5 protein-coding genes and 1 CRISPR repeat array are annotated in these 7,805 nt (G+C 42.8%); of the genes, 4 read left to right on the forward strand and 1 reads right to left on the reverse strand.

What is annotated here, in order from left to right; genetic code table 11:
• Nucleotides 1-177 precede the first annotated feature (177 nt).
• Nucleotides 178-2,106 carry an AMP-dependent synthetase/ligase gene (locus VB654_RS23235; RefSeq protein WP_323216190.1) on the forward strand — a complete coding sequence of 643 codons (1,929 nt, stop codon included), beginning with the start codon at nucleotides 178-180 and terminating at the stop codon, nucleotides 2,104-2,106.
• A gap of 273 nt (nucleotides 2,107-2,379) precedes the next feature.
• On the opposite strand, the gene VB654_RS23240 is transcribed toward VB654_RS23235, so the two are convergent.
• Nucleotides 2,380-3,237 (reverse strand): acyl-CoA desaturase, encoded by an 858-nt coding sequence (locus tag VB654_RS23240; RefSeq protein WP_323216191.1) that lies wholly within the window; start codon nucleotides 3,235-3,237, stop codon nucleotides 2,380-2,382.
• A 174-nt stretch (nucleotides 3,238-3,411) separates the two neighbouring features.
• On the opposite strand from VB654_RS23240, the gene VB654_RS23245 reads away from it, so the two are divergent.
• The 3 genes from VB654_RS23245 to VB654_RS23255 all read left to right on the forward strand — a co-directional run bounded on the left by VB654_RS23245 (nucleotide 3,412) and on the right by VB654_RS23255 (nucleotide 6,602).
• A complete protein-coding gene (locus VB654_RS23245) occupies nucleotides 3,412-4,629 on the forward strand; it encodes a TetR/AcrR family transcriptional regulator (protein ID WP_323216192.1) in 1,218 nt (405 codons plus the stop codon).
• Nucleotides 4,630-4,723: 94 nt separating this feature from the next.
• Nucleotides 4,724-5,221: a DUF427 domain-containing protein gene (locus VB654_RS23250; RefSeq protein WP_323216193.1), complete on the forward strand. Its 498-nt coding sequence runs from the start codon at nucleotides 4,724-4,726 to the stop codon at nucleotides 5,219-5,221.
• Between the two features lie 157 nt (nucleotides 5,222-5,378).
• Nucleotides 5,379-6,602, forward strand: a complete 1,224-nt coding sequence (locus tag VB654_RS23255; RefSeq protein WP_323216194.1) for an FAD/NAD(P)-binding protein — start codon at nucleotides 5,379-5,381, stop codon at nucleotides 6,600-6,602.
• A gap of 439 nt (nucleotides 6,603-7,041) precedes the next feature.
• Nucleotides 7,042-7,737: a CRISPR direct-repeat array (repeat unit 37 nt; unit sequence CTTTCCGCTTAATAAATCCCCGCAAGGGGACTGAAAC).
• The last annotated feature ends 68 nt before the right edge of the window (nucleotides 7,738-7,805 follow it).

Consider the following 7,805-nt stretch of genomic DNA (forward strand, 5'->3'; position numbering starts at 1 on the left):
GTAGTTCGTAATTCGTAATGCCTCTTTCAGAGGAGCTTCGCTCTAAGCGAAGCTATGCCGCAGGCTTTACGTAGTTCGTAGTTCTCACCCATTCGGCAGATTATTATCTAAGGTATTAACAAGTAATATATTTATCAAGGTGTAGTGCAAGGGGACACGGTTTATTAGAGGTCTTTAATGAACAGTCCTTCCTTTGTTAGTGCTTCTAGTCTCACGTTAGAAGAGCAAGCTGATTACAGTAGTGTCAATACTCTACCAGAAGTTTGGTCAATAGCAGCTCAACGGTTTAGTCATGTTGTAGCCATACACGACCCCCACGTCAAGCCAAATGCAAGTCTGACTTACATTCAGTTGTGGGAGCAAATTCAACAGTTTGCGGCGGGGTTACAGTTTTTGGGTGTATCAGTGAGGGCAAAGGTTGGTTTATTTTCCGAAAATAATCTGCGTTGGTTAATTGCTGACCAAGGTATTATGGCAGTTGGGGCAGTGGATGCGGTGCGTAGTTCTCAAGCCTCTGAAGATGAACTAATATATATTCTCCGTAATAGTGAAGCTACTGCTTTGGTAGTAGAAAATCAAGCTACTCTGAATAAGCTACTTAAACAAATACATGATTTGCCAATTAAGTTAGCTATTGTACTTTCAGATGAGGAGGTGGAGACACAGCCGGGGTTGGAGGTGCTGAATTTTTCCCAGATTATGGAAATTGGGGGTAATCAAACTTTCTCACCAGTTGAGCAAACCCGCGAAAGTTTAGCAACTTTGGTTTACACTTCTGGAACTACTGGTCAACCGAAAGCAACGATGCTCAGTCACGGAAATTTGTGGCATCAAGTGACTAGTTTAACAGTAGTTGTGCGGTTAGACGCGGGTGATAGCAAAGCGCTCCGTCGGAATCGCGTGTTGAGTATTCTTCCGACTTGGCATATTTATGAACGGGTGATTGAATATTTTGCGTTTTCTCAAGGTTGCACTCTCATTTATACAAATCTGCGTCATTTTAAGCGGGATCTCAAAGTCCAAAAACCTGATTACTTTGTTTCTGTACCTCGGTTATTAGAATCTATTCATGATGAAGTACACAAAAAGTTTCGCCAAGAATCTGCTCAAAAACGGCGTTTAATTAACTATTTTTTCAGTATAAGCGATCGCTATATTCGAGCTAGGCGAATTGTGCATAGATTAAGTTTAGAACAACAAAACCCTTCTATGTGGCAACGCCAAAGGGCTAGAATCCAGAAATCCATACTTTGGCCTATCCATGCACTGGCTGATAGATTAATTTACAAAAAAGTCCGTGAACAAATAGGCGCAGAGTTAAAACAGACTATTTGTGGTGGCGGTAGTCTCAGTCCCAGCTTAGAAACATTTTATGAAATTATTGGTATAGATGTGCTGGTAGGCTATGGTTTGACCGAAACAGCCGCAGCTTTGACAACCAGGCGACCGGAACATAATTTGCGGGGGTCAGCCGGAATACCAATACCAGGAACAGAAATTTGGATTGTTGACCCAAAAACGCGCAAAACTCTACCCCAAGGAGAAACAGGTTTAGTCTTAGCACGGGGGACTCAGATTATGCAGGGTTACTATCACAACCCAGAAGCCACAAACAAGGCTATTAATCCCAAAGGCTGGTTTAATACTGAAGATTTAGGTTTTCTGACAGCACAGCAGGATTTAGTGTTGACAGGGCGAGAAAAAGATACCATTGTTTTGAGTAATGGAGAGAATGTAGAGCCAGAACCGATTGAAAATGCTTGTCTGCGTAGTGATTATATAGATCAAATTGTCGTAGTTGGTCAAGACAGGCGATCGCTTGGAGCCTTAATTGTTCCCAATTGGGATAACCTTGAGGAATGGGCTAAAAATCAGGGGTTACAACTTAACTTAGATAGCCAACCTGTTCAGAATTTATTTCGCCAAGAACTAGATAGAGAAGTTCGTAACAGGCCTGGATATAGTTCTAATGATTGCATTATTCCCTTTCGCTTAATTTCTGAGCCGTTTTCACAAGAAAATGGAATGTTGACTCAAACTCTCAAAATTAAACGCCATGTCGTCACAGAATATTACAGCGATTTAATTCACGAAATGTTTGCCTAACTTGAAACTGAATGCAACTTCCAAAAAAACTTGCCAATTCCAAAACCTCTCTCCGCCTCATGACTCTGTGTTCTCTGTGCCTCTGTGGTTCGTTTTTAAAATTCACCAATACCGCAACTTAACTAAAGAATCATCTAAAATCTGCTATGGAAAATCTTTGATCAAGCCGACGGCACGATCAGCAGTCGGCATGAAAAACTTGTAACTCATTAACCACAGTTAAATCCGTGGTTTTCCGGTTGTTGATTCTTTGGTAATATTTTCAGATTCTATCTATTTGGTTGTGGCGCTGTGAGGGGGAGTAGAAACTACTTTTTTAGCTAAACCGAGAGTCTGTAAAAGTTTAATACTCCACCAAGTTATATCAATCTCCCACCAAGACAATCCAGATTTTGCCATGTGGGGATAAGTGTGATGGTTATTGTGCCAACCTTCTCCGTAAGTGACCAGTGATACCCACCAAAGATTACGTGCGCCATCGTCGGCATCAAAGGTACGATAACCCCAAAGGTGTGATGCTGAGTTAACAAACCAGGTGGAATGCCACAGTAAGACTGATCTCAAAAATGTGCCGTAAATCACAAAAGACCAACCTCCTAAGACATACAGCAGTAACCCCAAGGGAATTTGTAGGAGGAGGAAATAGCGATCTAGCCAGCGATAGTAAGGCTGTCGTGCTAGATCAGGCGCATATTTTTGATAAATTTCATAATCAAAAAATTCAGACCGTGGGTAAAAAATCCATAGCATATGACTCCACCAAAATCCTCGTTGGGCGGAGTATGGGTCCAAATTGATATCTTCTGTGTGGGCGTGATGCTGGCGGTGTCCACCGACCCAGAAAATTGGCCCTCCTTGTAAAGCCAGCGCTCCAATTGTGGCGATCGCATATTCTAACCACTTAGGAACTTGAAAACTTTTATGGCTCAACAGTCGATGATATCCTAAACAAATGCCGATACTCCCAAATAACCAGTGGAGAAACACTAGCACACCTAGTGCTGGCCAAGAAAAAAACCAAGGAGCGAGGAGAGCTAAGGCATGAAATGCAGCAAAAAATGCCACGTTCACCCACCTAATGCGTGGTGGATCTACTATATCGGGAGTGAACGCCAGAAACTTCGCGGTCATAACAATTCCTGTTAATGGATGATGAAGCGATTTGCTATTTCTTGGCGCAACCCCGGTCGGATTCTGCCCACTCTGCACAGTAGTTAGTTACAGTAAAGAAAAGCAAGTATCACTTACATTTGTCATGCTAACAGACCTGTAACTTTCATGCAAGTACCACTTGCATTATTCCTTATGACAGATCAACCAATTTCAGCTCGCCAACGTCTGATTCAATCAGCACTGGAATTATTTACAGCCCAGGGAGTTAGCGCCACCACAACCCGCCAAATCGCTGAAAAAGCAGAGGTCAACGAAGTTACATTATTCCGAAATTTTGGGAACAAGCATGGGCTGTTATTGTCTGTGCTGGAAGAATCCGCAGCTTTTAAGAATTTAGGGGAGTCGCTGGTGCAGAGGGCTACTCCTCCTGGTGATATCTACCAAGCACTCAAAGATTATGCAAGTGACAGCTTACACGCCTTGGAACGGATACCGGAGTTAGTTCGGTCTGTGGTGGGTGAAGCTAACCAGTACCCGATGGAAAATCGCCGGGCGTTAGGACGTGGGTTAACCGAAGCTAATCGCTATGTCGCCCAGTATTTAGCCACTGTCATTCAGCAAGGAGATTTAAATACCTATCTCCCCGCAGAAAAATTAGCGAGTTTGCTAAATGTGATGATCCTGGGGTATGCGGTAATTGAATTTACCAGTGAATTTAACGAACTGTGGGTAGATCGAGATGATTTTTTAGAGAACTTAGTAGAGTTATTTTTACACGGTGCAATGTCATCTTCGGAAACATCAGCAACAATGCGGAAAAATGTGGAGGAGGTAGCGGATTTACCTGTGGGTTTAGTTCACCAAATTTTGCAACAAGCCAGGAAATTGGGAACACAAGATTATGCTTTGGCTTATGTGTTATTTGGTGCTGGCTTATCTCCAAAGGAAATTGTTAGTTTGCAGCAAAACCACCAAATTTGTGATGCTTCTGGCCACTTCCTGCAAATTAGTACCCCAGAATTTCGCCGCCAAGTACCTGTGAATCAGTGGATTTTAGGTAAACGCTATGGTTCCTATAGCAACAATCCTCTAATAAAATGGTTGAAAAGTCGTAAAGATCATCAACCTGCCATGTTTCTCAACGAAGGGGGTGAAGCTATGACAGAATCAGATTTATGGCAACATTGGCAAAGGTGGACAGAAGGATTTTTAACCCCTCAAGGACAACCGCCAGCGATCGCGCAAGCCCAACATACTTGGTGTGTAGAAATGCTGATGCGGGGGATGAGTTGGGAAAATCTGACTATTCTGACAGGATGCGATCGCGCCCAATTACAATCCTATGCCCAAAGAGCCAAAGAAAAAGCCGCTCTAGAGCAAGCAACTCGTTTAGATCATAAGCCTACATAGTATCACTACCTACTGATTAATTTATCTATTGACTTGGCATTCTTGGCTTGTTGACGGTTCGTTGTTTAAAATAAAATTTTCATATTTATTGATCATGGTATCTCCCCAACGCATTAACCCTGCTCCCGGACAAGAATCAGTTTGGGATTACCCCCGTCCCCCTCGCTTAGAAGATACAAACAAACATATTCAAATTATCTTTAATGAAGTCACAATTGCTGACACCCACAACGCCAAGCGGATGTTAGAAACTAGCCATCCACCGAGTTACTACATTCCCCCTGCGGATATCAAAATGGAACACCTAATACGGATGCCAAAATCTAGTTTTTGTGAATGGAAAGGGGCTGCTGGTTACTACACCATCCGCGTGGGAGATAAAGAAGCACAAAATGCAGCTTGGTTCTATCCCAACCCGACACCAACTTTTGCATCTCTTAAAGATTATGTAGCTTTTTATGCCCATCTCATGGATGCTTGTTACGTCGATGGCGAAAAAGTCCAACCCCAACCAGGTAACTTTTACGGTGGTTGGGTGACGCAGGATATTGTCGGGCCGTTCAAAGGTAGTCCTGGCACTTGGGGATGGTAAGTTAATACAATAGTTTTGTGTATTTGTAGTCAGCGCTGAAGTGCTTAAACCAGTTTAGCTGAATACTTGTTTTAAGTATGTTGCAGTAATTGGGCAATTTGAAGTTAATGGGATACAATGATAACGATTATCGTTATGAATTAGCTAGATTCTATTAATGGATATTCATCCATCACAGTTACCCAGTAAAATTGACTTGGCTATTATCGGGGCTGGGCCTCATGCTTTAACTTTGGTAACGCATCTGCTGCAAAAACGCCAAACTATGCGGGGACGATTTTTGGTGTTTGACCCCAGTGGGACATGGATGAGTCGATGGCAACAACAATTTGCTGCTTTAGATATACCACATTTGCGATCGCCAGCCGTACACCATCCTGATCCTAATCCTTTCGCTTTGCGGAAATTTGCTGAATCTCGCCCTGATGAGTTATTTCCTCCCTACGATTTACCGGGAACTCAGCTATTTGAAGATATGTGTGCAGATGTGATTCAACGCTGGGATTTACAAAATCAGGTTGTTAAGGCTGAAATAATTCGTCTTGAACCTTTATCTCAAGGTTTTCGGTTGTGGTTACATGATGGACGTTCTATCATAGCTAGGCGGGTGGTACTGGCGACTGGAAGCGGTAAAATTCAGATACCTGATTGGGTAAGTCAAATTACCGCAAAGTATCCTTTAGATAAATTATGTCATGCTCATAAAGTAGATTTACGTAAGCTATCATTGGCTGGGGAAAGGATATTAATTGTCGGTGGTGGTTTGACTAGTGGACATTTGGCAATTGGGGCTTTAGCTCGTGGTGCTAAGGTACGGTTGATATTTCGGCGACAGTTGCAAGCCAAGTTATTTGATGCTGAACCCGGTTGGTTAGGGCCAAAGTATCTTAAAGCCTTTTTTGCTGAGTCTGATTACCAAAAGCGCTGGGAAATGATTCAGCAAGCCCGGAATGGTGGTTCGATGACTCAGGCGATCGCTATGCAGTTGCGTCGGGCGGTGCGTCATGGTAATTTGATCATGGATGAATATTGCCAGATTGAAAAATCCCAATGGTTAGAGAATCATTGGCAAGTGCAATGCAGTAATGGCAGCGAGTCTGAATGTGAACGAATATGGCTATGTACTGGCAATAAATTTGATGTCACGGCTGAACCGCTACTAACTGAAGTCTTAGAAACTTACCCAATTTCTATAGTTAACGGCTTGCCAGTTTTGGATGATTATTTGCGGTGGTCTGGTTGTGAATTATTTATTACGGGTGGGTTAGCAGCTTTGCAAGTCGGGCCAACAGCGCGGAATTTATCAGGGGCGAGAATATCTAGCGAGAAAATCGTCCAGGCAATTGTCAAGTCAAAAATGGCTTATGCGACTTCCTACTAACTTTTGGAAGAAATTACTTTAAACTGTCGGTTACTTAACAACTGTTAAAATAGCTGCAACTTAGGCTACAATCTTAGCACGGTGAGAAATGGGAGAACTTTTCCAGGCGATCGCCGATGGTTTAGAAATGCCCGTTGGTACAGTTCAAATTTACACCAAATTGGACAGGCGATCGCTAAACCAGTCAAGTGCCAAGTAATATATCTCGACAAGAACAAACAATCATCTTATGATGATGTAGCTTAAATTTTGGCAGACCTATAGTGAGGTCAAAAACCCTGGGGGGTTTGCCAAATCACCAGAACCTGGACAAATCAATAATTACAGCGTTTCATAAGTTTCAGTTGGCAATTTTTCACATCCTGAAACACGGTTTCTAGATCAGCTTTGCCAAAACTATCTCTAAAATCGCCTTGTAGACTATGTTTCAGATGGCGGACTTTCCGCTTAATAAATCCCCGCAAGGGGACTGAAACTTTTGCAATCAAGGCTCACCAAGCCGAAACAGTCATCCCGGCTTTCCGCTTAATAAATCCCCGCAAGGGGACTGAAACATATCAATGGGATATGCACCCATGAGTGCATCTACTTGCTTTCCGCTTAATAAATCCCCGCAAGGGGACTGAAACTTTTAAGTTGCCGATGTATGCCTATATTCCACTGTTCTTTCCGCTTAATAAATCCCCGCAAGGGGACTGAAACGGAAGGAAACTTCTGTAAGTGAACCCTTGATTTATAGCTTTCCGCTTAATAAATCCCCGCAAGGGGACTGAAACTTTGCTGACTTAATCATTCTCAATCGTGCAGTTGCTTTCCGCTTAATAAATCCCCGCAAGGGGACTGAAACGTTACTAGTGCCGCATTTGCGGAGGGAGGCACTACCTTTCCGCTTAATAAATCCCCGCAAGGGGACTGAAACACGAAGCTGGAATAAATCGCGCACAAACTCAGCTTTCCGCTTAATAAATCCCCGCAAGGGGACTGAAACTATCCATTGCAGAACTTCATAATATGCAAATTGCTTTACTTTCCGCTTAAAAAATCCCCGCAAGGGGACTGAAACTCCTTGTAAAGTTTTTCCTGTAAATAAATTAAAGCCTTTTCGCTTAAAAAATCCCCGCAAGGGGACTGAAACTCGTCCATATCATTTGCCCCTTCTTTCATCGGGTCGAGACTTTCTGCTTAATAAATCCCCGCAAGCTT

Origin of the sequence: Nodularia sp. UHCC 0506, from assembly GCF_034931045.1 — a bacterium.
In the GTDB taxonomy this organism is placed as follows: domain Bacteria; phylum Cyanobacteriota; class Cyanobacteriia; order Cyanobacteriales; family Nostocaceae; genus Nodularia.